Raw genomic sequence first — 25,320 nt, 5'->3', positions numbered from 1 at the left:
CAACTCATAGAAAGGGAGACCTGACCCATGAAATTCCGTCACATTCTGGCCGCTCTGGCATGTACAGCCGCCACCCTGGCCGTGGTTCCGGCAGCGCAAGCCGCCTACAAATCCGAATACAAGCTGTCCATCGTGGTGGGCACCTCCTTCCCTTGGGGCCAAGGTGCGGTGATCTGGTCCGACCTGGTGCGCGAACGCACCGATGGCCGCATCAATATCAAAATCTACCCGGGTACCTCGCTGGTGCAAGGCGACCAGACACGCGAGTTCACCGCCATTCGCCAAGGCATCATTGATATGGCCGTGGGTTCCACCATCAACTGGTCCCCCCAGATCAAACAACTGAACCTGTTCTCCCTGCCATTCCTTCAGCCCGATGCCAAAGCCACCGACGCCTTGATCCACGGCGAAGTGGGCAAGGATCTGTTTGGCTACATCGAGAAAGCCGGTGTGGTGCCTCTGGCCTGGGGTGAAAACGGTTTCCGTCAGCTCAGCAACTCCAAACACGAAGTGACCAAGCCTGAGGATATGAAGGGTTTGAAACTACGTGTGGTGGGTTCGCCCTTGTACATGGACACCTTCAGTGCCCTGGGCGCCAATCCCACACAAATGAGCTGGGCTGACGCACAGCCAGCACTGGCCAATAAGGCCGTGGACGGCCAGGAAAACCCCCTGTCCATCTACGCCGGTGCCAAGCTGTACGACGTGCAGCAGCAATACCTGACTCTGTGGAACTACGTGTCGGATCCACTGGTGTTTGTGGTGAACCGCGATGTGTGGAAATCCTGGAGTGAGGAAGACCAGAAGATCGTGCGTGAAGCCGCTATGGAAGCTGGCAAACGTGAGATCGTCATTGCGCGCACCGGCATCACGGCTGAAGATCCGTCCCTGCTCAAAGAGATCGAAAGCCACGGTGTGAAAATCACCACCCTGACTCCTGAGCAGCATGCCGCCTTTGCCAAGGCAACCGAAGGTGTGGTCGAAAAATGGACCAAAACCATTGGTGAAGATCTGGTAAAGAAAGCGCGTGACGCCATTGCTGCCAGCCGCTAAATAACTGGGTTGGCAATACTAAAAGCCGGGCCTATTTCAGGCCCGGCTTTTTTTGTTCGACCAACGCGCTTAAGCAAAAAATTTCTAGCTTGCCGCCCGCAATACAAACCAGTAGACCGTTCGCCACTTGCCAGCATGACCCGTTGGCAAGCTGCTCAAGATGGTTTAGCGGCACTGCAAGTTTGCAACACGTCCAGGCTGGCAAACACTGACAGGCACTGCGATAGCTTATTGAAACGCCGTTTCCAGAAAGCTGCGCAACTTGCGTGAATGCAGCCTTTCCTTGGGCATCTCGCGCAGCAATTCCAGCGCCCGAATGCCGATGTGCAAATGCTGGCCAACCTGACGCGCATAGAACTCACTGGCCATACCCGGCAGTTTCAGCTCGCCATGCAAGGGCTTGTCCGACACGCACAGCAAGGTTCCATACGGTACGCGAAAGCGAAAGCCATTGGCGGCAATCGTGGCGGACTCCATATCCAGTGCAATCGCCCGCGACTGCGACAAACGTCGCACCGGCTCGTGGTGGTCACGCAATTCCCAATTACGGTTATCAATGGACGCCACCGTGCCCGTGCGCATGATGCGTTTCAGCTCCCAACCCGATAGCCCGGCCACCTCGGCCACGGCTTGCTCCAGAGCGACCTGGATTTCAGCCAGGGGAGGGATAGGCACCCAGGTGGGTAAATCTTCGTCCAACACGTGATCCTGACGCACATAGCCATGTGCCAGCACGTAATCACCCAAACGCTGGGTAGTACGCAACCCCGCGCAGTGGCCCAGCATCAGCCAGGCGGCAGGGCGCAAGACGGCAACGTGGTCCGTAATGGTCTTGGCATTGGACGGCCCCACACCGATATTGATCAGCGTGATGCCAGAGTGATCAGCCCGGCGCAAATGGTAAGAGGGCATCTGCGGCGCACGGGCCAGGGGCGAACCTGTTGTTGAAGCATTCGCGCCCGCCGGGGTGATGATATTGCCGGGTTCCACCAGATCGATATACCCCTGCTCGTCGGCCTGCAGCACTTCACGCGCCCACTGGCAGAACTCGTCCACATAGAACTGGTAGTTGGTAAACAGTACAAAGTTCTGGAAGTACTCGGGCCGGGTGGCGCTGTAGTGCTGCAAACGATGCAAGGAGTAGTCGATACGCGGCGCGGTAAACGGGGCCAACGGCAAAGGTTCGTTATGCACACGCTCCCACGTGCCGTTGACAATGGCATCGTCCATATACGCCAGATCGGGCACGTCGAAGTGGTCACGCAAGGTGTCACCGGGGGACTCGGGCACAGTCGTCACGGTAGTTTGCACGCCATTGTTCAGGGCGAAATGCAATGGAATAGGCACGGATGACTCGCCCACTTCTACCTGCACACCATGATTGCGCAGCAGCAACTCCAACTGCTCCAGCAAGTAATCGTGATACAGGCCAGGGGCGGTAATGGTGGTCATGTACACACCAGGTTCAACCACGTGCCCGTAAGACAGACGGCTATCCACTTCCTGATAGGTATCGACGCGCAAGCGCACCGCAGGGTAGCAGGCTCTGAACCGCTGCCCGCGTGGAAAGCCACTTTCCAGGCACTGGGCAAAAGAATCACGCAAAAAAGCGGTATTGCGATCGTAGATATGGCGCAACTGCTCCAAAGCCTGGCCGGCGTCCTGATAAGCCTTGAACGGAATCAACTCAGGCGTGGACGTGATACGAGAAAAACCGCTGGGATCAGACATAACAAGTATTCCAAGGGGAAACAAAGACAAGCAGATCTGCAAGCATCATAAGCTGTTTATTGTCTGGCCTCCTACACGGCTCTATGACAAATTCAACTGCCTGATCCGCACGCTTATGTGCCAGCCAAACAAACATGCCTGGCCGTCTGCCGCTTTCGCAGACCACCACCACCCGAGGCAGAAGCCCGGCTATCGTTTTCGCCTACACCTACAGCCATCCCCCATCTACCTTTGAAATGGCTCGGTCAGCCCCCAGCGTCTTGCCGTATCCGCGCAGGATGGCCAAGGCAGCACCCAACCCAAAGCAAATGTCGTCACTGGTTTTTGACTGAATCACAAGCCCTCCTGTCCACACAATGGACGCGACTCTCTGTGGTTTTCAGACGGAATTCACTCACGGTCCCTATTTGGATCAGCGCCTTTGCCCCGGTTTTGGGCACATTTCACTTTTCACCGATTCGGCCAAGGACACCCTGACGTACGCCTGCCCCCTAGAACCCGCTTTGATGTCAAAGGCCCTATACAAGCGGCTTGGCAGGCATTTCAAGTATTTCAAGCAGTACTCGATGTGGCAGCTTATGATGACAAGGGAAAGTCAGCTACGTCTTCTACCTCATATATAAGACTTGCCCAAAACCAGTAAATACATTAAGTATGTAGTCTTAATACTTTTAGTATTAAATCCAGCTTGCGTCAGTCCTTCATAATTTAAGTTATCCAACCTGGCAGTGTGCTCGGCATGCGTGTGAGACATAGCTCGTCATCGCGCAAATTAGCTTGTATTTAGGCTAATTTACAATGGGTTAGCGTATTTTAATGATTTTCGCTTCAAGCAATCTGCTCGCCCTCTGATGTCATTTGTGTCCTGGCGCCGCGTGGGTCTATCCACCCGCGATTTCAGCAAGTTCTGAATGCGCTCTTGACCAGGTAATCGCAGTTAGCAAGGCCGTTTGGCCTGCCGCTGTACCGAATCACTTTTAACTATCAGCAAGGGTACACATGACCACTCGAATCTCCTGCCAGCGATTGCAAGTCGCCGAGGTGCTTCATCAGTTCATCGAACAAGAAGCCCTGCCCGGCACAGGTATCTCCTCCGAAGCCTTCTGGACTGGTTTCGATAAGCTGGTCCATGATCTGGCACCTAAAAACCGCGCCTTGCTGGCCGAACGCGACCGCTTGCAAGTCGAACTGGACAAGTGGCACACGGCCAATCCAGGCCCCATCACCGATATGCCTGCCTACAAGAGCTTCCTGAGCTCCATCGGCTATCTGAAAGAGGCGCCTGCCAACGTCAAGGTCAACACCACCAACGTCGACACTGAAATCACCGAACAAGGTGGTCCTCAACTGGTTGTGCCCATCATGAACGCACGTTACGCGCTGAACGCCGTAAACGCACGTTGGGGCAGCCTGTACGACGCTCTGTACGGCACCAACGCCATCCCTGACACCGACGGTGCCCAGCGTGGCGGTGGCTACAACGCCGTGCGCGGTGCCAAGGTTATCGCCTTTGGCCGCCAGTTCCTGAACGACACTATTCCTCTGGCTCAAGGCAGCCACGACCAGGCTACCTCCTACACCATCGCTGACGGCGCTGTGCGCGTCACCCTGGAAAACGGCGGCACCACCGGCCTGAAAGATACATCGACCCTGCTGGGTTACCGTGGTCAGCCCGATGCGCCTGAGGCCATCGTGTTCCTGCACAACGGCCTGCACTTTGAACTGCAGATCGACCCCAACAGCGCCATCGGCAAGACCGACCCGGCTGGCGTGAAAGACATCGTTCTGGAAGCCGCGCTGACCACCATCATGGACTGCGAAGACTCCGTGGCTGCCGTGGACGCCGACGACAAGGTTCTGGCCTACCGCAACTGGCTGGGTCTGGTGACCGGCTCGCTGACCGAAGAAATCAAGAAAGACGGCAAGGTTTTCACCCGCCGCCTGGCTGACGATCGCCAGTACACCGACCTGAAGGGCGCTACCCAGACTCTGGCTGGCCGCTCGCTGATGTTCGTGCGTAACGTCGGTCACCTGATGAGCAACCCCGCCATCATTGACGGCGAAGGTCGCGAGATCCCTGAAGGCATTCTGGACGCCGTGATCACCACCCTGATCGGCATGCGTGATCTGCAACTGAAGAAAAACTCGCGCAGCGGCTCGCTGTACATCGTCAAACCCAAAATGCACGGCCCTGACGAAGTGGCCTTTGCCAGCGAAATTTTTGACCGCGTCGAAAGCCTGCTGGGTCTGGCTCCCAACACCGTCAAACTGGGCATCATGGACGAAGAGCGCCGCACCAGCGTGAACCTGAAGGCCGCCATTGCCCAGGCCACCGAGCGCGTGGTGTTCATCAACACAGGCTTTCTGGACCGCACTGGCGACGAAATCCACACGTGCATGCAAGCGGGCGCCGTGGTGCGCAAGGCCGACATGAAACAAGCCGAATGGCAGCCTGCCTATGAACGCAACAACGTTCAGATCGGCCTGCAATGCGGTCTGCGCGGTCGCGCCCAGATCGGTAAAGGCATGTGGGCCATGCCTGACCTGATGGCAGAAATGCTGGAGCAAAAAATTGGCCACGTGAAAGCGGGTGGCAACACCGCCTGGGTGCCATCGCCTACTGCTGCCACGCTACACGCCTTGCACTACCACCAAGTCAACGTGGTCGACGTCCAGAAAGGTCTGGAAGGCGACACCAACGACTACCTGGACAGCATCCTGACCATTCCTGTAGCCACGGACACCAACTGGTCCGCCAAGGAAATCCAGGAAGAGCTGGACAACAACGCTCAAGGCATTCTGGGTTACGTCGTGCGCTGGATTGACCAGGGCGTGGGTTGCTCCAAAGTGCCTGACATCCACAACGTCGGCCTGATGGAAGACCGCGCTACCCTGCGTATCTCCAGCCAGCACATCGCCAACTGGCTGCTGCACGGCATCGTCACCCACGAACAAGTGGTTGAAACCCTACAGCGCATGGCGGCTGTGGTGGACCAGCAAAACGCGGGCGACCCCGCCTACCAGAACATGGCCGGCAACTTTGAAGGCTCCTTTGCCTTCCGCGCCGCTCAGGATCTGGTTCTGAAGGGTCTGGAACAGCCTAACGGCTACACCGAGCCTTTGCTGCACCAATGGCGTCTGGCTTTCAAAGCCGCTCAAGCCTAAAGCACACGATGTCGCCCGGAGCCTGACTCCGGGTGGCGGGTGCCCCCCAATCCCCATCCTGCTGATGCAGGATGGGGATTTTTTCGTTTAAGGGTATGCCTTTGCTGAGCTTTCCTGTTTGATCGCGACTTGCCCCTCCCCAAAACACCCAAACACGCTGTCGAACCACAACACCTGCAACCGTTGTCAAACCCACGGCCTAAAAGCACCCCGGTAGTCCCTGTCAGTCCCTTCTCGTTATAAACTTGAGCTCATAACGAATTTGACCGACAGGAAACCCCATGAAATCTTTGCTGTTCTCCGCCGCTTGCCTGCTGGCGATCTCCACCACGGCCCACGCTTCCGACCTGCTGATTGCCTCCGGCGCGGGCTACCGCAAACCCGTCACCGAATTGATGGAAGCCTTCAATAAAGAAACCGGCCTGACGGTAGAGAGCAGCTTTGGCAATATGCAGCAGGTCCGCGCCCAGAGCGAGCAAAACCCGGACATTGCCGCCATCATTGGCGACCGCTTTTTTCTGGAACCCATGGGCATTGCCCAGCAGTTCGTAAACATCAGTCAGGGTGCCCTGATGCTGGCCGTGCCCAAGGGCAAGACCATTGATTCCATCCAGGATCTGCAGCAGCCCAGCTACGCCCGCATCGCGATTGGCGATGCCAAGAAAACGGTTTACGGCCGTGCCGCCACCACCTGCATGGAACGCGAAAAAATCCAGGCCGATGGTCGCACCCTTGAAGTGGCCATGCTCCCGCAAGTATCGACTTACTTGCTGAACGGCGAAGTGGATGCCGGTTTCATCAACCGCAGCGAAGCGCTGGCCCACAAGGACAAACTAGGCACCATCCTGCCCATGCCCGCCCACTGCCACGATCCGATTGATCTGAGTCTGGCCGTGCTCAAGAACCGCCCTGACAGTCCCACGCTGCAATCCTGGACCCAGTTTCTGGGCTCGGACAAAGCCAAGTCCATTCTTGAGCGCCACGGCCTGTGATGTCTGCCTGGATGAGCTGCTCCAGCAGCTCGCTGGGCTTGAGTGTCTATGTGCTGGCCGCCACCCTGGTGGCCCAATTGGTTCTGGGGGTGGCACTGGCCTGGGTACTGGCCAGAAAACGCTTTCCGGGCCACGGATTACTCGATTCGCTGGTGAGCCTGCCGCTGGTTTTTCCACCGATTGTCATCGGTTATTTGCTGCTGCTTGCCTTGGGCAGACAGGGCTGGCTGGCCAGTGCCACCGGCTGGTCACCCAATATTGTTTTTCAGCCTGCGGCCTTGTTGATTGCCGCATTTATCGCTGGGCTGCCTTTAATGGTCAAACCCGTGCAAAACAGCATGAACAGCCTGTCGCCACGGCTGCGTGAAGCCGCAGCCACGCTGGGCCACGGCACCTGGTCCTATCTCTTCCGGGTGGAATTGCCCTTGCTGCGGCCCGCCTTGGCCACGGGCCTGATTCTGTCGGGCGGCAGGGCGCTGGGCGAAGTCGGGATCTCGCTGATGTTGGGTGGCAATATCGCGGGCCGTACCGAAACCCTGTCTTTATCTATCTACAACGCCGTCCTGGATGGCGACACAGACTGCGCCAATGCACTGTCCTGGATGCTGGGGCTGACGGCATTAGCCTGTTTTTGGGCGCTACGGCGCTACGGGAATCAAAAATGACGGTTTTTTTTGAACAAAGCCAAATCGACCAATGGATTGGCGAAGATGCGTCCTACCTGGACCTGACCAGCCATATGCTGGGCCTGCACAAGCAGAACACCACACTGCGTTACGTCGTGCGTGACCCTATCCGCGTAGCAGGCACTGAAGAAGTGGCCGAGATTGTGCGCTCTTGCGGCGGCCAGACCCAGCACTACACCCCCAGCGGCGTGGCGGCTGTGCCCGGTCAGACCATCTTGCTGGCCCAAGGCCCCGCCCAAGCCTTGCTGCGCGCCTGGAAAGTCGGCCAGAACCTGCTGGAGTTTGCCTGCGGCATCGCCACCCTGACACATCAAGTGGTGCAAGCCGTGCAAACGGTGGATGCCTCGGTAGCGGTGCTGACCACCCGCAAACATGCGCCTGGTGTACGCAAGCTGGCCTTGAAAGCCACACTATCGGGCGGTGCCATGCCGCATCGGCTGGGCCTGGGTGAAACCATTTTGATCTTCCCGCAGCACCGCGCCCTGATGGGCGGTTGGGAAGAGGTAGGCCGTGCAATTGCCCGCCACAAATACGCCTTATGCGAGAAAAAAATCGTAATTGAAGCAGCCGATCTGGACGAAGCCTATCGCGCGGCCCAGGCTGGCGCGGACGTGGTGCAGTTCGATAAAGTCCCGCCTGAAATTCTGACGCAAATCGTGCCTGCGCTGCGCAAAGCGCATCCCAACGTCACCATTCTGGCGGCGGGCGGGATTCATGCAGGCAATGCCGCCTCCTATGCCACAACGGGCGTGAATGCCTTGGTGACCAGCAGCCTGCACTACGCAAAACCGGCGGATATTGGGGTGAAAGTCAGCCTGACAGAGCCTGCAGAATCAAACGAGCCACTTGCAGCTAACAAGATGGAGGAGCTGGAATAAGAACGCCAGCAGCCCGCTATTTATCAGCATTGTCCGCTCGGGGGTTAAACGAAAGCCAGGAAGATAAGCTCCAGCATTAGCGCAAGTAATCAAACGACAGATTTACACAGCACCAGCGACAAAATAAACGGGCCGCTGAATCCCACAGAAGAATCCCACAAAAAATTCAGAAACCAGCACGAACCTTACGCCTGGCATCTGTCCCCTGGCTGCTTGTAAAGCATGCAGCTCCGTGAACAAGTTTCCACAAAAAATGTGGACTCAGACCGTCTCCTTAGACCCCAAATGCTGCAACAAACGCTGCATGGGTTTGGAGAGGGCATCCCAATCCTGATAGCACAGGCACAAGGAGCGATTGGCCCAGGCGTCACTCAAAGGCCGCGCTACAAAGCCATAACGGCGCTTGTAGCGGCTGGCCACCCCTTGCGGCACAATCCCCAGGCCCACACCGTGGGCCACCATCTGGCACAGCCCTTCAAAAGTTTTCATGCGGATACGCTGCGCCAAAGCATGGCCCGCAGCGCGAGCATGCTCGTCCAGATGGTCTTGCAAGGCATTACCGGGCATCAGGCCCACGAATGGCTCATGCAGAACCTCCTGCAAGCTCAATTTGCTGAGCGCCGCCAAGGGATGAGCCGCCGCCATTATCAGCACCAAATGATCCTTGGCGACCGGCTCCAGCATCAGTCCCGGTGCCTGCACCGCATCCGACACCACACCGGCCTCGGCCAAGCCCGCAGCAACCGTACGCGCAATATCAGCGCTGGTGCGCTCTTTGAGTTCGATATGCAGGTTAGGCCGCTGCGCCAACCAGGGCGCCAGACGGGGCGGCAGAAAGTCAGTCAAGGCCGCCGTATTCGCGTACAGGTGCAAGGTCCCCCGCACGCCAAGGGCGAAATCCTGCAATTCGCCCTTTAGCAAATCATGCTGACGCAACATCAAACGGGCATGGTGGGCCAGGGCCTCACCCGCTTCGGTAGTGACGACTCCACGCGGCAGACGCTCCAGAAGGGCAACACCCGCGTCGTCCTCGATACGACGCAAACGCTCGCTGGCCGAAGCCAATGCCAGATTCGCGCGTACCGCCCCCTGTGTGATGCTACCTGCCTCCACAATGCTCAAGAACAAGTGAAGATCTGCCAGACCCAGTCGCATGACCACTCCTGAAAACCCTTCGGATAAACCGAAGGATACCGTCTTAAATCCACATTGTGTACGCCTGCCTGCCACGCTTCAATACAGGCATGCATGAATCTCTCACTTTCTTTCTTCTGATCGGCGCCACCTTCCTGGTAGCAGGCATGGTCAAAGGCATTACCGGCATGGGCCTGCCTACGGTCGCCATGAGCTTGCTGGGTCTGGTGATGTCACCCGCCTCGGCCGCCGCCTTGCTGGTGCTGCCTTCTTTCATCACCAATGTCTGGCAATGCCTTGCCGGGCCGTCCATGCTGGCTTTGCTGCGCAGGCTCTGGCCCATGATGCTGACCATTGTGCTGGGCACGCTCTGGGGCTCGTCGTTGCTGGCCAATACCTCACCGCAGCTATCAGGTATGGCCTTGGGTATCGCGCTACTGGTTTATGCAGGCTATGCGCTTATCGCCCCCACCCTGACGGTGTCACCCCGCTTCGAGCCCTGGCTTGCACCCTTGATTGGCCTGGTGACGGGCATCGTGACCGGCATTACCGGCGTTTTTGTGATGCCTGCCGTACCTTATTTACAGGCCCTGAATCTGAACAAGGATGAGCTGGTACAGGCCTTGGGGCTGTCCTTCACCATCTCCACCCTCGCGCTGGCAGGTGGCCTGTTCATGCACGATGTGTTCAAGCCAAATCAGCTGAGCCTGTCCACCGTGGTGATTGTTCCAGCTTTACTGGGCATGTGGCTGGGGCAAAAAGTTCGCGTGCGCATCAGCCCGCGACGCTTCAAGCAATGTCTGTTGCTGTTCCTGGCGGTATTGGGCTTGCAACTGATTATTCGTCCTTTTATTTAAGGTCAGCTCACGACATTGAAGACCTATGGCTCACTTCTTCAAACCTCAACCACAACGCCAAAAACCAGGTAGCTTCTTTTAAGTCTAAATAAAATAACAACCAGCCTATCCTTCTGTAAATAAAGAATATTCTGAAACCCACAAGCCCCGATCAGGGATAGCCCCCATGCCCGCCCAGCCGCGCAACTTTTACACTAGTCGCTGATCACGCGCATCCTTATGCTCTGGAACAAGGGGTTCCCAATGTCGGCAGAAAATGGCTTGGATCTGTCGGTGTTGTACCGTCATCCAATCTTTCATTCACACAGCGCCGAGCTGTCCCATCAGCCACTGAGCCGGGCCATTTCCCGGCATGCTCTGCATTGGGGTCGCGGGCGCATCAACACCAGCCTGTACCGCCGCGATATTGATCAGATCAGCCTGATGCGGCTGGGCTACGGTGCCGAAGTGGAAATCCAGGCCGATGCCTTCGGCGACTTCTGTCTGGTGCAAATGCCCTTGCAAGGCACGGCCGAATTCATCAGTGATGGTCATCACAAATTAACAGCCTATCCCGGCGATATTGCGGTGGTATCCCCCCGCCATCATGTGCGCACCTTATGGCAAGCCGGTTGCGAACAACTAATCGTCAAAATTCCCTACAGCCTGTTTGATGGCGTAGGTCATCAGACGCTGGCGCACGAGGGCATGACTCGGGGCTGTGTCTACAAGTTGGACCCCTGTATGGGCCCGCAATGGGCCAACCTCATCCAGCACCTGCTTCTGCTCCCGGCGCAGCACAGCGACCGTTCAGCCTCCTGGACGCAGCATATTGAAAGCAGCCTGGCTTTATTCCTGCTCAGTCATCCCACCGATAAACAAGCTGTGCAGGCTCTGGTGGATGAGTCCATGGGAGCCGCAGCCCGGGCAGGGCAAATGCGTCTGCTCCAGGCCAAAAACTATGTGCTGGCGCATTTGCACAACAACATCACACTGAATGACCTGGCACAGGCAGCGGGTGTGAGCCCCCGCTTCCTGCATCTGCTGTGCCGCCGTCATCATCAGCAATCCCCCATGAGCTGGGTACGTAATCTACGTCTGGACGCCGCGCATCAAGTGCTGCAAAGCCGACCCCGCCCCAATGTCACCGAGGTGGCACTGGCACATGGCTTTGGACATCTGGGCCGGTTTTCTGCCTACTATCAGCAACGCTTCAAGGAGCTGCCCCATCAAACGGGGCAGACACGGCACACAAGCCTCAAACAGTCTTAGATGAACATGGACTGGTTGATGGGCAGATTGTGCTTCTTACAGTAGCTGGTGTAGTGGTCGATCATCCAGAACACGTCGATGATTTCCAGGATGTTGTCGTTCTCGTCCAGGAACTCGATGGGCGTGCCCAGGTGGAACAGCGTTTCCATGCCTTCATCAGACACCAGCGTGTGCGTGCGGCCAGGGCTTTCGTGGATGTAATGACCAGCGCGAGCCACCCAGTCGTACTCCTCGTAACGCAGGCTGCCGGACAAGATGTAGCCAGTCACCACAGCGCGATGACGGTGACGACCCAGGGAGCCACCCTTGTCGGCACGCATGATGTGTACCGAGGTGTTGTTGCGAATATCAAAGCTCAGGTGACGCAGCCAGATATTGGGGCCGAAAGGAATCCAGGGGGAGGTTTCTTCAGACGTATCGAAGTGACCTTCAACCAGAGCGTATTCGTCGCGGACCTTGTCGATGCGCTTTTCGATCTCGATGTAGGGTGGGGTGCTGTTTTGGGTCATGACTTGTCTCTCTCATAGAAATAAAACCGCTGCGTGTGTGACACAGTCGGATGCCAATCCCCCGGATTGGCTGGTTTTTATTCTATGAATCAATTTGGCACCGAACTATCCAGCTCTGGCACAACACAGGGGCGGATTATCCAGTTTTGGCACTGCTTTTGTCCTTCACTGCCACCCAGCACAAAAAGTGGCGGCTATCCGAGAACCCGTACTCACATTCAACCCTATTGCTGCACATCGGCCCAGCCAGGCAGGAATATCCCTAACAGAGGCTATCCACCCTTTTGGTATACTATCTACAATTATGGCATATACCTCATGTTTCATCGAAACCAACTGAAAACAGCGAGAAAGGGCTCCTAAACATGCGAAACATAATGAAAAAAATAGATTTTCAGGATTTCAGTCTCGCCTATCTCCACCCCCCCACAAACGGCAAAACCCCTATCATTTGTATACATGGCTCATGGGATGATCACCAAAGCTGGAACGGTGTTGCCAACAAGCTCTCTGACCATACACTTCTGCGCTACGATCGGCGCGGCCACAGCCAAAGCTCCGCTCCCAAAGGCCAGGGTCGCCTGAGCGAAGATGTCGCCGATGTCATCGCTCTTTTGGACCATCTGAACCTGCAAACAGCTCATGTCCTCGGACACTCTTATGGAGCGAATGTCTCCATTGTTCTGGCCAGCCGCCACCCGGAGCGGGTCAGTTCGATGATGTTGCTGGAACCCCCGGTTTTCAGCCTTTTACAAGACGAAAACGAGGCCCTCAGACTGGAAGCAAGCGACTTGATGAAACAAGCCGCCATGATGATAGAACAAGGACAGGTCGAAGCAGGTGCAAAACTTTTTATCGAGAAAGTCGCCTTCGGAGACAAGGCCTGGCATGAAGTATTCGACTCGCAGGCCCGCGCCACCATCCTGTCCAATGCACACACGTGGCTCGATCAATTCCGGGACCCGGATCGCTTGGCGGTCAATGTCAGCGCCTTAGCCACGTTTGCCGGCCAGACGACACTATTGACCGGTAGCGCGACCCTACCAACCTACGCAGCGGTCATTCAGAAAATATCGGAACGGGTGCCACGCGCCACGATTCGCACCGTCACAGGGGCAGGCCACGGCATGCATATTTCCCACCCTGAATTAGTGGCTGCCGCTGTAAAAGCCCATTTAGAAACCGTGTAAATACACCTTTTCCCCAGGGAAGGTGACACCCACCATCCCCTGCTCCACGTTATGGCAGGAACACAGCCCCTGTTGTGCAAAGACCAAAAAAATCCGCCCGAAGGCGGATTTCTTTATGGCAGCAACACGACTTAGCCGCGAACCTTGACCAGAATTTCGTCCAGCCAGGCTAGCATCAGGTCGATTTCATCAGCCGTGATGTTCAAGGCTGGCATGAAACGCAGCAGGTTAGGGCGAGGTGAATTCAGCAACATGCCTTCCGGAGCACGGTCGCGGGCCGCAGCCACAATTTCCGGGCCGTCATCCTGATCCAGAATCAGGGCACGCAGCAGGCCTTCACCACGTTCACCATCCATGCCCCACTTGGCGCTGATGGCCAGCAAGCCTTCGGACAGTTGCTTGGCGCGGGCGTTGACCGAATCCAGGAAGCCAGGAGCGGTCAGTTCATCAAACACCGCCACGCCAGCGGCGGTCATCAAGGGATTACCGTTGTAGGTACCGCCCTGATCACCAGGTTGAAAGCAGGAGATTTCCTCGCGTGCGCACAGTGCCGACAAAGGCACGCCACCACCAATACCTTTACCCAAGGTCATGATGTCAGGACGGATGCCCGAGTGTTCGTAAGCAAACATAGTGCCGGTACGGCCCATGCCGGTTTGCACTTCATCCACGATCAGCAGCAGCTTGTGCTCGTCGGCCAGAGCGCGCAGGCCCTTCATGAACTCCACGGTCGCGGGAATAACACCGGCCTCGCCCTGTACGGGTTCAAGCATGATGCCCACGGTTTGATCGTCAATCAGTGCGCGCACGGATTCCAGATCATTCAACTTGGCTTTGGGGAAACCTTCAACCTGAGGCGCAAACATGCGATCCCAGCCGGGTTTGCCGGACAGGGACATGGTGGCCAGGGTACGGCCATGGAAAGAGTGCTCAAAAGAAATGATCTTGTAAGCGTTGTTCTTGTTGATCTGACCCCATTTGCGCGCCAGCTTGATGGCGCCTTCGTTGGCTTCACCACCGCTGTTGGCAAAGAACACACGATCAAAGCAGGAGTGTTCCACGATGCGTTTGGCCAACGCGATAGAGGGCTCGTTGTAGAACGCCGGCGAGGGGTTGATCAATTTGGACGCTTGTTCGGTGATCGCCTTGATCACGTTGGCAGGGCTGTGGCCCAGCGCGTTCACGGCCCAGCCCTGGACGGTGTCCAGGTATCGCTTGCCGTTGTGGTCTTGCAGCCAGGAACCTTCTCCTCGCACAAAGACCAACTCCGGACGCTGGGTAATTTCCATTAATGCACGTACACCGGCCCGATCGAATTCCATAACGGCAAACCTTGATGAAAATGAAAGAAAAAAAATAAGCCAGCCCGGCGGCTGGACAATTAATTCTAACGCAGCCCACCCCCGGCAGGACGCTTATGCCTGGGACAATGTCCATCTGGACAGCGATTGTCCCTTTTCTGGTACAGCTTGATGCGAAAACAGCGCGGTTCCTGACTTATCAACAGGAGCCGCGCTGTTTTGCTTGAAGCCTGAAGGCTTGTTTTCAGGTGCTACGCTGCCATATCAAACAGGGCTCCGGTCAAGTCGTACCATCAAGGTTGATACACAATGGGCTCCAGTTGCCCGATACCGGTCTGCAGCAGCCGCTCGGCCATGGCACGCACATCCCAATGAATCGCGTTACACATCACCGCCGCCCCCTGACGCCGCTCCGGTGAGTAGGCCATGAAGCTGTGATAGCCCGCCCAGCCTCCACCATGTCCCCAGGCAGCATAGTCCTCACCCAGTTGCACCGTTTCCAGCCCGAACTGGTAATTATTTTTGGGTTCGGTAGGGGCCGATTGCGTCAGCAGACTACGCACCCCCATCAGCGGCTGCCCCTCCGGGCTCTGCAAGACCGTGTCTTGCTCCAGATGCTGCAACCAACGCCACATATCTGCTGCGCTGCTATGCACCTGACCATCGCCCGTCTGCTCCCAACTGGATTCACTGTTTTGTACTTGCCCATCCTTGACCCGATAGCCACGAGCCAATTGTGGCAACGCAGACGGGTAGCGATCCACAATCGCAGTTTCGTCCATGCCTAATGGCTCAAAAATATAGCGCTGGGAAAACCGGGGCAGTGGCTGGCCGCTGGCCCGTTCCACCAGTTGGGCCAGCAGAAAATACCCGGTATTGCTGTATTCAAACCGCTCACCCGGCGTAAAGCGCAAAGCGGGATGGGCAGCCAAAACCTCCAGCGTCTCAGACACGGTGACCGTCTCATGCTCTCGGCCTGCCTGGTACAAGGGCTCGATGTAATCCGGCAAACCACCGGTATGACGCAAAACTTGTCGAACAGTGGGTTTGCCCAGTTCACCGGGCAGGTCCGGCCAATACCGGGCCACGGGTTCATCCAAAGCCAATTTTCCATCCCGAACCAGCATCAGGACAGCCAAGGCAGTGAACTGCTTGGACAGGGAGGCCAGATTAAAGCGCGTGTGCTCGTCGATGTACTGACGTTTTTCCAGATCCGCCCACCCCCAGCTTCCTGTGCGTTCCCCTTGCTCCGGATGCAGCAAGGTCCAGGCGCAACCCGGTTTCAGCAGGGGACTGGCTTGTGCGTTGACACTCAAACCCAGGCCCAGCAGGGCTAGCCCTATCAGTCGTCTCATCAGAATCGTCCTGAAAAAGTTAAAGACACCTGTCGACCCAGCCCCCAACCGCAAGTCCACAAGGAACCGCAGCCATTGACGTACTGTTTGTCGGCAATATTGGTCACATTCAAAGAAAGTTCGCTGTTTTTCAGCTCAGGCGAGATCCAGCCCAACTGCGTCGCCATCCGGAAATCCGCCACGGTATGGGCCGGGATGCGCAGGCTGGCGTAGCCACCACCGGCCACATCAATGTCCCCGCCGTGGGACGAGCCCACATGACGGATCCCCAGCCCCATAACCGTGCCAGCCAGCGCTGTGCGCCCGGTAAAGGTGTAATCCACCCACAAGGCGGCTTGATGGCGCGGTGTATACAAGGCCGGTTTGCCCTGTTCTTCAGGGATCTCACTGCTAAGCACTTTGGTATTCAGGTAGGAATAACTGCCTATCACAGACCAGTTAGGCGACAAGCGGCCCGTGAGCGCTAACTCCAGACCGCGCGAACGCAGTTCTCCGGTTTGCACCTGATCCGGGAAGCCGTGAATCGGGTCGTCCGTCAGCCTGTTGGTCTGGCGCAAATCAAACACGGCGGCACTGGCCATCCAGTTCGCGCCATCGGGCTGATACTTGACGCCGACTTCGGTCTGCTTGCCTTTCATGGGCCGGAAGGCCACACCGTCTGCCGTCACACCGGCAACAGGCTCAAACGAGGTGGCATAGCTGATATACGGTGCCCAACCCGAATCGAAACGATACAAGGCACCCAGGCGACCCGTGGTGGCCTTGTCGCTCTGGCCCAAATCATCCTCTCCGGACCGGCGGCGGCTGGTGCCACTGACGGAGGACCGATCATGACGCAAGCCAGCCACCAGACGCCAATTCCCCCATGAAACCTGGTCTTGCAGATACACGCCGGTCTGATGACGCCGGTTACTGACTTCACTCAAGGTGGTAAAAGGCCCGATCATTGCGCCGTACTGCGGGTCATACAAATCCAGCACACCGCCGCTGCCTTCCGGGCCTACCGAGGCGGTCTGACGACGGGCATCAAAAGTGCCCCGGTAATAGTCCAGACCCAGCAACACCGTATGCTCGGCCTCCCCCAGGTTCCAACGCCATTCGGACTGCGTATCCACACCCAAGGAGCGGGATGTTCCTGTCCCCCGGTTGGCGTAGCGTTCCAGCGTGCGCCAATCCCAACCGCCTAGACTGGGATCGTCGAAGGAATACATATCGCTGGTCACCGATTCCATCACCGACTTGATGCGTTGCACGCGCAAGTTCTGGCGCAGTGTCCAGTTGTCGTTGATGTCATAGACCGCCGCCCAGCCGACCATATCCTGATCGCGGTCATAGCGATCAAAATGTGGCTCGCCGATAAAGCGTGACAGAGGGATTTTGCCGTTGGGGTTATCAAACAAGGTGCCGTAGGCGGGCAACCACATATAGTCACTGCCGCCACGGTCGCGTTGCACCGAACCCATCAGGACGATTTCACCGTTCTCGCCCAGCGGCAAGGTGACGGAAGGGGCCAACAACAGGCGTTTACGCTTGACGTGATCAGTACGGCTTTCGGTATCGGAACTTAGTGCCAGCACGCGCCAGGCACTGACGCCATCCTGACCCAATGCGCCGCCCAGATCCACGCTGCCCCGTAGCTGACGCGGCGCCCCCAAGGTCAGTTCAATATTGCGTTGGTCCACTTGAGTAGGGCGCTTGCTGACCATATTGACCATACCGCCCGGCACCACCTGACCATACACCACCGAGGCCGGCCCCTTCAGGACTTCAATGCGCTCCAGCATGAAAGGATCAACCTGCGGCAAGGTCCAGTTATTGCCCGCACCGCTGCCGCCGGCCAGCTTCACGCCGTCCAGCCACGCCACGGAATCTGCATTGAAGCCACGCAAGGACATAGTGTCAAAACGTGAATCCACCCCATCAAATTCCACCGCCACGCCCGGCACGTAACGCAAGGCTTCGCCCACCGTGCGAGTGGCCAGAGACTCGATCTGTTGCTGCGTCACGACGGCGATCGAGGCCGGCGTGTCCATGATGTCCGCATCGCTCTTGGTCGCCGTTGCGCTGCGCCTTGCCAGCAGGCCATTCGCGGGCCCGGTTGCGCTTTCGCGTTGAGCCTGCACACGTACCGCTTCCAGCTCCTGGTGACTGCGTGTGCTCAAGCCAGGCGCAGCGCGCAAACGATAACCGCGACCATCCGCCACGGCCTCCAGACCGCTACCTTGCAAAATCTGCCGTAAACCTTGTTCCGGTGTGTAAGCGCCCCTCAAGCCCATGCTGGTCTTGCCGGCAGTCAAAGACGCATCAATAGCCAGTAAAAATCCGCCACGCGCCGCAAACTGATTCAAGACCTGATCCAGAGTGCCTGCGGCAATGTCATAGCTTATTTGCTGACTACTCATGCTTTGAGCCTGAACGCTGGACAACGACAAGGCTCCCGCCAGGCTTGCCGCCAGCAAGCACGGCCCCAGGGCCGAACGGGCAATAGTGAAACGTCTGGGCCGGACCGCAGAACGCATGGATTTAATCAACATGGCTTCTCTCTTCAGGAATAAGCAGCCCAGAACAAAAACCGGGCCTTTGCATATATCCCGAACGAGAATCAAAAAGTGCTACGCCGACGCCGATACCGTGACCCAATACGGCGTCATCATCCGTACCTGCACGGGCAGAGCCTGCGACACCGATTGCAAAATCGCGTCCGTATCCTGCAAGGGGTAGACGCCCGAAATCATCAGCCCAGCCACCGCCGGATCACAGCGCAAGACTCCAGCCCGATAGCGGGCGACTTCTGCCAGAAAATCACCCAAGCGCCAGCGCTCTGCAACCAGCAAACCACGCTGCCAGGCGCTGGCCTGCTCATTGGCTGGTTCTGGGGTATAGCTTTGCTGCTTGCTGAACAGGACCTGCTGTCCGGCCTGCAAGCGTGTGCGCTGACCGGCATGGCGGGGGCGCAGTTCTACCGCCCCCTCATAAACCTGGACCGAGACACGCGCCTTAGAAGGCCAATGTCGCACCAGGAAACGGGTACCCAGCGCCTGAACTTCCCCTTCGGGGGTCTGCACCACAAAAGGCCGATGCCGGATTTGCGGGTCGGATGCCGTACTGATCAAAACCTCGCCACCCAGCAAGACGACACTGCGTTGCGTTTCGCTGTATTGCACGTTCAAGGAACTGGCCGTATTCAGGGCCAGCGCGGTGCCATCGGGCAAAGTCAGCTCTTTACGCTGGCCTGATGCAGTGCGGTAGTCTGCATTCCAGGCCGCCCATTGGGGTGTGCGACTCACGCCATAACTGCCCAGCCCGCCACACACCAACAACAGGAAGCTACGCAAAATGGCACGACGACGCTGTACAGCCTGGGCGGACAAACCAGCCTGCAAGACCTGCGACGCCACCTCCTGCGGCGCAAGCTGCATTTGCTGACCAAACTGCTGGATACGGGCCCAGGCCTGCTCATGCAAGGGGTCGGCCGCCAGCCAGATCTGAAAGTCCTGCTGCTCGTGCTCTTGCACTTCACCAGACCAAAAGACGACTTGCCATTCCAGGGCCTGGGCATCAACAGGACTCATGGCGGGACGGGGTGTGCTCACGGCAGGGCGCTCGCGTCCAGATCAGCCATCACAGCAAAACAGGCTTGAGTGGCCTGCAGCATGTATTTGCGTACTGTCGCCACAGCAATGCCCTGACGCTGAGCAATGGCCGAGTAAGTCAGGCCCTCGTAGCGCGACAATAAAAATACTTGCTGGACGCGACCGGGCAGCCCGTCCAAAGCAGCGCAAATACGCAGCAGCACTTCCAGGGTCAGGGCACGTTCTTCAGGAGAGATCGCCGTCGGTTCCGGCATATGCGCCAAGGCATCCAGATACGCCTGCTCAACTTGCTGCCGGCGGTAGCGATCAATAACCAGCCCCTTGGCGATCTGCATCAGGTGAGGGCGGGCCGGGGATGCGGCCCGAGCTCATGACACGCACATAAGCGTCATGCACCAGATCGGCCGCATGGTGAGAACAGCCCAAACGTCGCCGTAACCAATCATGCAGCCAGCCACGGTGCTGGCAATACAACACGTGCATGTGTTGCTGCATCTGAGCGACGGTCATCACTTCGGTGGTGGAGCGCTCGTTCACGGGCGACTATCCTGAGATTCAAATAAGAATGAGTCTCATTATATGGATATGCTGCTAGTCTGCCTAGTTTTGAATCAGAACAAACCGTCCAGATCCAGTTGCCGGGGCTGCTCCTGCGGCATTTCACTGATAGGCAGCAGGGCACTGGCTTTCACGCCCAGCAAGCGCAAGCGCCTGTCCAGTACGGCGCGTTTCAGATTCTGGCGGGCAGCAGCCAGAATGGCATCCGCCGACAGCACCGGCGCGGGCAGAGACAGGTCGCGCGTCACGGTTTTGAAGTCCTCGAACTTCAGCTTGATCCCTATGGTTTGGGCACACATGGCGGATTTGCGTAAATCCTGCTCCAGCTTTTCACACAGGGACTCCAGTACGGCAGACAGACGGGACCGATCCATGCGCACGTGCAGATCACGCTCGAAGGTGGTTTCACGACTGATCGACTTGGGCGTGCGATCGGTGGACAAGGGGCGCTCGTCCTGGCCTTGTGCCACGGCCATCAGCCATTGCGCGTAACGCAAGCCAAACTGTTCCTGCAATTTTTCTGCCGGCGTGGCGGCCAGTTCACCAATCTGCCGTATGCCCATTTCCGTCAGTTTCACGACCGACTTGGGACCAATACCATTGATCTTGCCCACGGCCAGCGGCCAGATGCGGGTGGGGACATCGTCCATGGTCAGCACACAGGCCCCATTGGGCTTGTTCAATTCCGAAGCAATCTTGGAGAGCAGCTTATTGGGCGTGATGCCTACCGAACAGGTCAGGCCCGTGGCCTGGTTCACCGCCTGGCGGATCTGCTCGGCCAATTCGTGGCTGTCTTCGGTTTTATGACTCAGGTCTACATAGATCTCGTCGATACCCCGATCCTCGATATGCTCCGAAACCGTCGCCACAGCCTGTTTAAACAAGCGCGAATAATGACGGTAGGCTTGGAAATCGGCAGGTAGCAAGATGGCATCAGGGGCTAGTTGGGCCGCCTTCATTAAACCCATGGCCGAGAACACACCCAACTGGCGGGCTTCATAAGTCGACGTCGTAGCGACCCCGCGCCCAACATAATCCGCCAGACGGGCATGTTGCCAACTGCCATCGGGCAATTGACGCGGCGTATCCGCACTGCGCCCGCCAATCACCACGGGGCTGCCACGCAAATGCGGGTAGCGCAGCAGCTCTACCGAGGCATAAAACGCATCCATATCCACATGAGCGATACGCCGCTCCAGGGGTTTTTCTTCTTGTGCCGCCACCTTGATCAGCCCGTTAACTGTATATATGTACACCATTATAGCGACAAGTCTGCCCCGCGCTGATCCGGCCTGAATAAGCGTAGAGATGATATAAATCACTAATACTCATTAAGCTGACTTTTAGCTGAAATTACGTATTGAGTAGGTATCTGACGCTCGGGTACTATTCAGCCTCTCTATCAGCGACACCAACCATCCCATCAGGAGGTTTTCATGAAAAAAACAGTATTGGCTGCTGCGCTGGCAGCTCTGGTCGCCCTGCCCTTAGCGGGCCACAGCAAGACGCTTACTTGGTCCAGCCAGGGCGACTTCATGACCCTGGACCCCCACGCCCAGAACGAAAACCTCATCATTACTGCCAGCTCGTATGTGTATGAGCCCCTGGTGGACTACAACAAAGACTTCCAGTTAACACCTGCACTGGCGACCTCCTGGGAGCAGTTGGAGCCCACGGTCTGGCGATTTACTCTGCGCGAAGGCGTGAAGTTTCATGACGGCGCGCCCTTTACCGCTGACGACGTCGTGTTCTCCATCCACCGTGCCATGGCTCCCACGTCCAATTTCAAAGCCTACGTCAACGGCATTGATAAAGCGGTCAAAGTGGACGATAAAACGGTGGATATCATTACCACCGCACCCAACCCTGTACTGCTGCGACAGTTGACCAACGTCTTTATCATGAACAAAGACTGGTCCGAAAAAAACAAGGCCCAACAGCCGCAGGATTTCAACAAGAACGAAGAAACCTATTCCTCGCGCAACACGAACGGCACTGGCCCCTACAAAGTGAAGTCCCGTGAAGTGGATGTGCGTACCGTCTTTGTGGAAAACGAAGAGTGGTGGAACAAAGGCAATAAAGTGGGCAACGTCACCGAAGTGATCTACGTGCCCATCAAGCAAAACGCCACCCGTACCGCCGCCTTGCTGTCGGGCGAAGTGGACCTGGTGTTGGACCCACCAGCACAGGATTTGCAGCGTCTGCGCCAGCAAGCCAAGGTGGTGGAAGGGAATGAATACCGCACTATCTACCTAGGCCTGGACCAAAAGAGCCCCGAACTGAAGTACAGCAGCATCAAGGGCAAGAACCCCTTTGCTGACCAGCGCGTGCGTGAAGCTCTGTACGTGGCCATCGACATTGAGGCCATCAAAAAAGCAGTGATGCGCGGTTCCTCCGCCCCCACTGGCACAATGATCGCTCCACAGGTTCACGGCTACACCAAGGAATTGGCGCAGCGCCTGCCTTACAACCCGGACCGGGCCAAAGAATTGCTGAAAGAAGCCGGTTACGACAACTCCCTGACCTTCACGCTGGACTGCCCGAACGATCGCTACATCAACGATGAAGCCATCTGCCAGGCCATTGTGGGTATGTGGGCCAAGGTCGGCGTCAAGGCCAACCTGAACGCCATGCCTCGCGCCACCTACTTCCCCAAGGTGCAAAACTACGACAGCAGCGCCTATATGTTTGGCTGGGGCGTGCCAACCTTTGACGCACTCTACACCCTGCAAAGTCTGATGCACAGCAAGGGCGAGGGCGCTGACGGCTCCTTTAACTTTGGCAACTACAACAACGCTGAAGTTGACACCCTGATCGACCAGATCAAGACCGAGACCGACACCGCCAAACGGGATGCGGCCATTCATAAGGTTCTGGAAATTCATGCTAAAGAAGTGGGCCACATCCCACTGCATGACCAGATCATTCCTTGGGCAATGGCTAAAAAAGTCGACGTCATTCACCGTGCGGATAACCGCATGGCGGCTCAATGGGTCACCGTGCAATAAGCCTTTCTTGCCTATCCTGCCCCGCTGCCATGCGGGGCAGGTCTTATGTAGTCCATAGTCTTCATTTCTGCACACGCCCCCTTGACGGGCCCTTTCTACACATTAAGGACGACACTGGTCGCGAGTGATCCTCGCGCTCTACCAGGAGACCGCCTATGCTGGTATTTATTATTCGCCGTCTGATCCAGGCTGTTTTGGTGATGCTGACGGTCAGCCTTCTGGCTTTTGTGCTGTTCCGCTACATTGGTGACCCGGTCACCATCATGCTGGGGCAGGACGCCACCGAACAAGATCGCGTGGAGCTGCGCGCCAGCCTGGGGCTGGACCAACCTGCTCCCGTTCAATTCGGACGCTTCGTGGGCCAGGCCGTAAAAGGCGAGTTTGGTTTGTCGCTGCGGCAAGCCCAGCCTGTCTCCACACTACTCAAAGAACGTCTGCCTGCCACCGTCGAGCTATCCGTGGTGGCCGCCATACTGGCCTTGCTGATCGGCCTGCCGCTGGGCGTGTACACCGCCTTGAAGCGCAATGGTTTCATGGCGCAAAGCATTCTGGCCTTTTCCCTGCTGGGCATATCCCTGCCCACCTTCCTGATTGGTATCTTGCTGATCCTGGTGTTTTCCGTGCAACTGGGCTGGCTGCCCAGTTATGGCCGGGGGGAAGTCCTGAAGTTTGGCTGGTGGAGCACCGGCCTGCTTAGCTGGGACGGCATCAAGCATTTGATCCTGCCCGCCATCACGCTCTGTTTGTTCCAGCTCACGCTGATCCTGCGTCTGGTGCGCTCCGAGATGCTGGAAGTGCTGCGCGCCGACTACATCAAATTTGCGCGTGCCCGTGGCTTGTCACAACGCGCCATCCACTTTGGCCACGCCCTGAAAAACACCATGGTGCCGGTTATCACCATCACGGGTCTGCAACTGGGCGGCATCATCGCCTTTGCCATCGTGACGGAAACCGTTTTCCAATGGCCGGGCATGGGTCTGCTGTTTATCCAGGCCGTGCAATTTGCCGACATCCCTGTGATGGCGGCCTACCTCTGTCTGATTGCCCTGGTATTTGTTGTGATCAACCTGCTGGTAGACCTGCTGTACTTCCTGGTCGATCCACGTCTGCGCACCCAATTGTCGGGCGCCAAGGGGCACTAATATGTTCGCTAAATTGAAAACCGCCTGGGATAGCGATCTGGTCTGGTCCTGGCGTCATTCCCCCGTGGCCATCGCGGCCACCATCATGGCCTTGCTGCTGTTTATCGGTGCATTGGGTGCCCGCTGGGTGGCCCCCTACGACCCGTTCGATCTGACCTCTATCGACCTGATGGATGCCTTGCTGGCACCGGCCTGGTCGGAGAACGGCTCGCCCCAATATTGGTTGGGAACAGACAGCCAGGGTCGTGACCTGTATTCAGCCCTGTTATACGGGACGCGCACCTCCTTGCTGATCGGCCTGGCCTCGGTGGCTCTGTCCATGGTGGTCGGCATTGTGTTGGGCCTGCTGGCCGGTTACTCCGGTGGCCGTGTGGATGCCTTCATCATGCGGGTGGCCGATGTGCAGTTGTCCTTTCCAGCCATTCTGATTGCCTTGCTGATCGACGGTGTGGCCCGTGCGGTGTTCCCCTTAAGCATGCACGATGTGGTCGCCTTTCCGGTACTGATCGGGGCCATTGCACTGGCCGGTTGGCCGCAATATGCCCGTACCGTGCGCGGCTCCACGCTAGTGGAAAAAAACCGTGAATACGTGCAGGCTGCCCGCGTTATTGGCGTGTCCTCGCCACGCATCATGTTCAGCCATGTGCTGCCCAATGTGATGGGCCCCGTGCTGGTGCTGGCCACCGTGCATCTGGCCACTGCCATCATTACCGAAGCCACGCTGTCCTTTCTGGGTGTCGGCGTACCGGCCACCTCGCCCTCCCTGGGCACCCTGATCCGGGTCGGTAACGACTTCCTGTTCTCGGGCGAATGGTGGATCACGATTTTCCCTGGCCTGATGCTGGTGCTGCTGGTGCTGTCGGTCAACCTCCTGGGCGACTGGTTGCGTGACGCCCTGAACCCCAAATTGAGCTAAG

General features: G+C 57.3%; 21 protein-coding genes. 11 read left to right on the top strand and 10 right to left on the bottom strand.

Going from position 1 to position 25,320, the window contains the following annotated elements; translation table 11 throughout:
* Positions 1–27 precede the first annotated feature (27 nt).
* Entirely contained in the window at positions 28–1,053 is a 1,026-nt protein-coding gene (locus tag AB7E06_RS03475) for a DctP family TRAP transporter solute-binding subunit (protein ID WP_094195222.1), read from the top strand.
* A gap of 228 nt (positions 1,054–1,281) precedes the next feature.
* Here the strand turns inward: AB7E06_RS03475 and AB7E06_RS03470 are convergent, their stop codons facing one another.
* Positions 1,282–2,784: an AMP nucleosidase gene (locus tag AB7E06_RS03470; RefSeq protein ID WP_108727053.1), complete on the bottom strand. Its 1,503-nt coding sequence runs from the start codon at positions 2,782–2,784 to the stop codon at positions 1,282–1,284.
* A 999-nt stretch (positions 2,785–3,783) separates the two neighbouring features.
* Here AB7E06_RS03470 and AB7E06_RS03465 point away from each other — a divergent pair.
* From AB7E06_RS03465 to modD, 4 genes are all read left to right on the top strand, one after another.
* Positions 3,784–5,949, top strand: coding sequence for a malate synthase G (locus AB7E06_RS03465; protein WP_427955118.1), 2,166 nt, complete (start codon positions 3,784–3,786; stop codon positions 5,947–5,949).
* A 281-nt stretch (positions 5,950–6,230) separates the two neighbouring features.
* The gene (gene modA / locus AB7E06_RS03460; RefSeq protein WP_108727050.1) at positions 6,231–6,941 is read left to right on the top strand and encodes a molybdate ABC transporter substrate-binding protein; all 711 of its coding nucleotides are present in this window, start codon (positions 6,231–6,233) and stop codon (positions 6,939–6,941) included.
* A gap of 11 nt (positions 6,942–6,952) precedes the next feature.
* Positions 6,953–7,606 carry a molybdate ABC transporter permease subunit gene (gene modB / locus AB7E06_RS03455; protein WP_427955114.1) on the top strand — a complete coding sequence of 218 codons (654 nt, stop codon included), beginning with the start codon at positions 6,953–6,955 and terminating at the stop codon, positions 7,604–7,606.
* Entirely contained in the window at positions 7,603–8,505 is a 903-nt protein-coding gene (gene modD / locus AB7E06_RS03450; RefSeq protein ID WP_427955111.1) for a ModD protein, read from the top strand. The genes modB and modD overlap by 4 nt, the downstream gene beginning before the upstream one ends.
* 261 nt (positions 8,506–8,766) lie before the next feature.
* On the opposite strand, the gene AB7E06_RS03445 is transcribed toward modD, so the two are convergent.
* The gene (locus tag AB7E06_RS03445) at positions 8,767–9,660 is read right to left on the bottom strand and encodes a LysR family transcriptional regulator (RefSeq protein ID WP_427955108.1); all 894 of its coding nucleotides are present in this window, start codon (positions 9,658–9,660) and stop codon (positions 8,767–8,769) included.
* A gap of 89 nt (positions 9,661–9,749) precedes the next feature.
* Between AB7E06_RS03445 and AB7E06_RS03440 the strand changes: the two genes are divergently transcribed.
* Entirely contained in the window at positions 9,750–10,496 is a 747-nt protein-coding gene (locus AB7E06_RS03440; RefSeq protein WP_230019516.1) for a sulfite exporter TauE/SafE family protein, read from the top strand.
* A 243-nt stretch (positions 10,497–10,739) separates the two neighbouring features.
* The gene (locus AB7E06_RS03435; RefSeq protein ID WP_427955104.1) at positions 10,740–11,747 is read left to right on the top strand and encodes an AraC family transcriptional regulator; all 1,008 of its coding nucleotides are present in this window, start codon (positions 10,740–10,742) and stop codon (positions 11,745–11,747) included.
* Here AB7E06_RS03435 and AB7E06_RS03430 read toward each other — a convergent pair.
* Positions 11,744–12,256 (bottom strand): 2,4'-dihydroxyacetophenone dioxygenase family protein, encoded by a 513-nt coding sequence (locus AB7E06_RS03430; RefSeq protein ID WP_026483888.1) that lies wholly within the window; start codon positions 12,254–12,256, stop codon positions 11,744–11,746. The genes AB7E06_RS03435 and AB7E06_RS03430 overlap by 4 nt on opposite strands.
* Positions 12,257–12,633: 377 nt before the next feature.
* Here AB7E06_RS03430 and AB7E06_RS03425 point away from each other — a divergent pair, with 377 nt between their 5' ends.
* The gene (locus tag AB7E06_RS03425; protein WP_427955100.1) at positions 12,634–13,446 is read left to right on the top strand and encodes an alpha/beta fold hydrolase; all 813 of its coding nucleotides are present in this window, start codon (positions 12,634–12,636) and stop codon (positions 13,444–13,446) included.
* Positions 13,447–13,577: 131 nt separating this feature from the next.
* On the opposite strand, the gene AB7E06_RS03420 is transcribed toward AB7E06_RS03425, so the two are convergent.
* From AB7E06_RS03420 to dinB, 7 genes are all read right to left on the bottom strand, one after another.
* Positions 13,578–14,768: an acetylornithine transaminase gene (locus tag AB7E06_RS03420; protein WP_094195198.1), complete on the bottom strand. Its 1,191-nt coding sequence runs from the start codon at positions 14,766–14,768 to the stop codon at positions 13,578–13,580.
* Between the two features lie 272 nt (positions 14,769–15,040).
* Positions 15,041–16,102 carry a serine hydrolase domain-containing protein gene (locus tag AB7E06_RS03415; protein ID WP_427955097.1) on the bottom strand — a complete coding sequence of 354 codons (1,062 nt, stop codon included), beginning with the start codon at positions 16,100–16,102 and terminating at the stop codon, positions 15,041–15,043.
* Positions 16,102–18,636 carry a TonB-dependent siderophore receptor gene (locus AB7E06_RS03410; protein ID WP_427955094.1) on the bottom strand — a complete coding sequence of 845 codons (2,535 nt, stop codon included), beginning with the start codon at positions 18,634–18,636 and terminating at the stop codon, positions 16,102–16,104. Before AB7E06_RS03410 ends, AB7E06_RS03415 begins: the two co-directional genes overlap by 1 nt.
* Positions 18,637–18,714: 78 nt before the next feature.
* Complete coding sequence (locus AB7E06_RS03405; RefSeq protein ID WP_249460734.1) at positions 18,715–19,695, bottom strand: FecR domain-containing protein; 981 nt, start codon at positions 19,693–19,695, stop codon at positions 18,715–18,717.
* On the bottom strand, positions 19,692–20,030 hold the full coding sequence (locus tag AB7E06_RS03400; RefSeq protein WP_427955091.1) for a sigma-70 family RNA polymerase sigma factor: 339 nt from the start codon (positions 20,028–20,030) through the stop codon (positions 19,692–19,694). The genes AB7E06_RS03405 and AB7E06_RS03400 overlap by 4 nt, the downstream gene beginning before the upstream one ends.
* Entirely contained in the window at positions 20,002–20,232 is a 231-nt protein-coding gene (locus AB7E06_RS03395; RefSeq protein ID WP_427955088.1) for a sigma factor, read from the bottom strand. Before AB7E06_RS03395 ends, AB7E06_RS03400 begins: the two co-directional genes overlap by 29 nt.
* Before the next feature lie 74 nt (positions 20,233–20,306).
* Positions 20,307–21,512, bottom strand: coding sequence for a DNA polymerase IV (gene dinB / locus AB7E06_RS03390; protein ID WP_427955085.1), 1,206 nt, complete (start codon positions 21,510–21,512; stop codon positions 20,307–20,309).
* 177 nt (positions 21,513–21,689) lie between these two features.
* On the opposite strand from dinB, the gene AB7E06_RS03385 reads away from it, so the two are divergent.
* From AB7E06_RS03385 to AB7E06_RS03375, 3 genes are all read left to right on the top strand, one after another.
* Complete coding sequence (locus AB7E06_RS03385) at positions 21,690–23,261, top strand: ABC transporter substrate-binding protein (RefSeq protein WP_321265558.1); 1,572 nt, start codon at positions 21,690–21,692, stop codon at positions 23,259–23,261.
* Positions 23,262–23,416: 155 nt separating this feature from the next.
* Positions 23,417–24,403 (top strand): ABC transporter permease, encoded by a 987-nt coding sequence (locus AB7E06_RS03380; RefSeq protein WP_249460728.1) that lies wholly within the window; start codon positions 23,417–23,419, stop codon positions 24,401–24,403.
* Position 24,404: 1 nt separating this feature from the next.
* Positions 24,405–25,319 (top strand): ABC transporter permease, encoded by a 915-nt coding sequence (locus AB7E06_RS03375; RefSeq protein ID WP_121737647.1) that lies wholly within the window; start codon positions 24,405–24,407, stop codon positions 25,317–25,319.
* Position 25,320 lies beyond the last annotated feature (1 nt).

The organism is Alcaligenes sp. (assembly GCF_050255915.1).
Classification (GTDB): domain Bacteria; phylum Pseudomonadota; class Gammaproteobacteria; order Burkholderiales; family Burkholderiaceae_B; genus Alcaligenes; species Alcaligenes aquatilis.
This window is presented reverse-complemented; position numbering and strand designations above follow the sequence as displayed.

Bases quoted from the DNA above. Each gene is read 5' to 3' on its own strand.
- AB7E06_RS03475 (WP_094195222.1), top strand. From the start codon at position 28: ATGAAATTCCGTCACATTCTGGCCGCTCTGGCATGTACAGCCGCCACC.
- AB7E06_RS03470 (WP_108727053.1), bottom strand. From the start codon at position 2,784: ATGTCTGATCCCAGCGGTTTTTCTCGTATCACGTCCACGCCTGAGTTG.
- AB7E06_RS03465 (WP_427955118.1), top strand. From the start codon at position 3,784: ATGACCACTCGAATCTCCTGCCAGCGATTGCAAGTCGCCGAGGTGCTT.
- modA (WP_108727050.1), top strand. From the start codon at position 6,231: ATGAAATCTTTGCTGTTCTCCGCCGCTTGCCTGCTGGCGATCTCCACC.
- modB (WP_427955114.1), top strand. From the start codon at position 6,953: ATGAGCTGCTCCAGCAGCTCGCTGGGCTTGAGTGTCTATGTGCTGGCC.
- modD (WP_427955111.1), top strand. From the start codon at position 7,603: ATGACGGTTTTTTTTGAACAAAGCCAAATCGACCAATGGATTGGCGAA.
- AB7E06_RS03445 (WP_427955108.1), bottom strand. From the start codon at position 9,660: ATGCGACTGGGTCTGGCAGATCTTCACTTGTTCTTGAGCATTGTGGAG.
- AB7E06_RS03440 (WP_230019516.1), top strand. From the start codon at position 9,750: ATGCATGAATCTCTCACTTTCTTTCTTCTGATCGGCGCCACCTTCCTG.
- AB7E06_RS03435 (WP_427955104.1), top strand. From the start codon at position 10,740: ATGTCGGCAGAAAATGGCTTGGATCTGTCGGTGTTGTACCGTCATCCA.
- AB7E06_RS03430 (WP_026483888.1), bottom strand. From the start codon at position 12,256: ATGACCCAAAACAGCACCCCACCCTACATCGAGATCGAAAAGCGCATC.
- AB7E06_RS03425 (WP_427955100.1), top strand. From the start codon at position 12,634: ATGAAAAAAATAGATTTTCAGGATTTCAGTCTCGCCTATCTCCACCCC.
- AB7E06_RS03420 (WP_094195198.1), bottom strand. From the start codon at position 14,768: ATGGAATTCGATCGGGCCGGTGTACGTGCATTAATGGAAATTACCCAG.
- AB7E06_RS03415 (WP_427955097.1), bottom strand. From the start codon at position 16,102: ATGAGACGACTGATAGGGCTAGCCCTGCTGGGCCTGGGTTTGAGTGTC.
- AB7E06_RS03410 (WP_427955094.1), bottom strand. From the start codon at position 18,636: ATGTTGATTAAATCCATGCGTTCTGCGGTCCGGCCCAGACGTTTCACT.
- AB7E06_RS03400 (WP_427955091.1), bottom strand. From the start codon at position 20,030: ATGCAGATCGCCAAGGGGCTGGTTATTGATCGCTACCGCCGGCAGCAA.
- dinB (WP_427955085.1), bottom strand. From the start codon at position 21,512: ATGGTGTACATATATACAGTTAACGGGCTGATCAAGGTGGCGGCACAA.
- AB7E06_RS03385 (WP_321265558.1), top strand. From the start codon at position 21,690: ATGAAAAAAACAGTATTGGCTGCTGCGCTGGCAGCTCTGGTCGCCCTG.
- AB7E06_RS03380 (WP_249460728.1), top strand. From the start codon at position 23,417: ATGCTGGTATTTATTATTCGCCGTCTGATCCAGGCTGTTTTGGTGATG.
- AB7E06_RS03375 (WP_121737647.1), top strand. From the start codon at position 24,405: ATGTTCGCTAAATTGAAAACCGCCTGGGATAGCGATCTGGTCTGGTCC.